The organism is Cyanobium sp. LEGE 06143 (assembly GCF_015207535.1).
In the GTDB taxonomy this organism is placed as follows: Bacteria; Cyanobacteriota; Cyanobacteriia; order PCC-6307; family Cyanobiaceae; genus NIES-981.
In genome coordinates this window covers 1-1,127 of the sequence record NZ_JADEWP010000316.1, presented here as the reverse complement: position 1 = coordinate 1,127, position 1,127 = coordinate 1, and the positions used below count along the sequence as shown (strand labels likewise).

Sequence of the window (1,127 nt, the reverse complement as noted above, 5' to 3'; positions counted from 1 at the left end):
GTGCAGAGGATGCAGCGGTGGTGGTCGATCACGAAGCGGGGGTGGGAGGCATCCACSCGCCGTGGCGGGTACTGGTAGGGGAAGCGGCAGTGGTCCATGCCCACGGCCACCGCCAGGGCCTGGAGCTCGCAGMTGCCGCTGGCCACACAGAAGGCGCACAMGTGGTTGCCCTCMGSGARGAMMAGCTCCACGGCCATGCGCCGGTAGCCGCGCAGCTGAGCCGTGTCGGTGTGCACCGCCATGCCCTCGGCGGCGGCGGTGGTGCAGGCGGGCAGCAGGCGGCCGCCGTCCTCCAGCTCCACCAGGCAGAGCCGGCAGGCCCCCACCGGGGTCAGCCCCTCCAGGTGACAGAGGGTGGGCAGCTCGGAGCCGGCGGCCCGCACCGCCTCCAGCAGCGAGGCGCCATCGGGCACCGCCACCTCCAGCCCATCCACCGTGAGGGTGAACACGCTCATGGGGTCACCTCCAGCAGGCAGGCCGCCAGGTACTCCTGCCGGAAGTAGCGCAGGGTGCTGAGCACCGGGTTGGGCGCCGCCTTGCCCAGGCCGCAGAGGCTGGTGGCCCCCACCATGCGGCAGAGCTCCTCCAGGCGCTCGAGGTCGGCCAGGGTCGCCCGCCGCGCCACGAAGCGATCCAGCAGCTGGGCCAGCTGCACGGTGCCGGCGCGGCAGGGCAGGCATTTGCCGCAGCTCTCGTTCACGTTGAAGCCCATGAAATAGCGGGCCAGCTCCGGCATCGAGGTGGTCTCGCCCATTACCACCAGGCCGCCTGAGCCCATCATCGAACCCAGTTCCCGCAGGCGCTCGTAGTCCACCGGCGTGTCGAGCAGGGGGGCCGGGATGCAGCCGCCCGAGGGGCCGCCGGTCTGCACGGCCTTCACGCCGCCATCGGCTCCGGCGCCGCCGGGCACACCGCCGCCGATGGTCTGCACCACCGTGCGCAGGCTGGTGCCCATCGGCACTTCCACCAGGCCCGGGTTCAGCACCGCCCCCGAGAGGGAGAACACTTTAGTGCCCTTGCTGCCCTTGGTGCCGATGGCGGCATACCAGTCGCCGCCGCGGCGCAGGATCGCTGGGATCGCGGCCAGGGTCTCCACGTTGTTGATCAGGGTGGGGGCCCCGCAGAGG

2 protein-coding genes are annotated in these 1,127 nt (G+C 71.9%); both read right to left on the bottom strand.

Going from position 1 to position 1,127, the window contains the following annotated elements:
* A partial coding sequence (locus tag IQ216_RS13925) for a 2Fe-2S iron-sulfur cluster-binding protein (RefSeq protein ID WP_193815941.1) occupies positions 1 to 455 on the bottom strand: 455 nt, incomplete at its 3' end.
* On the bottom strand, positions 452 to 1,127 hold a 676-nt coding region (locus IQ216_RS13920), incomplete at its 5' end, for an NADH-ubiquinone oxidoreductase-F iron-sulfur binding region domain-containing protein (RefSeq protein WP_193815940.1). The genes IQ216_RS13920 and IQ216_RS13925, both read right to left, overlap by 4 nt.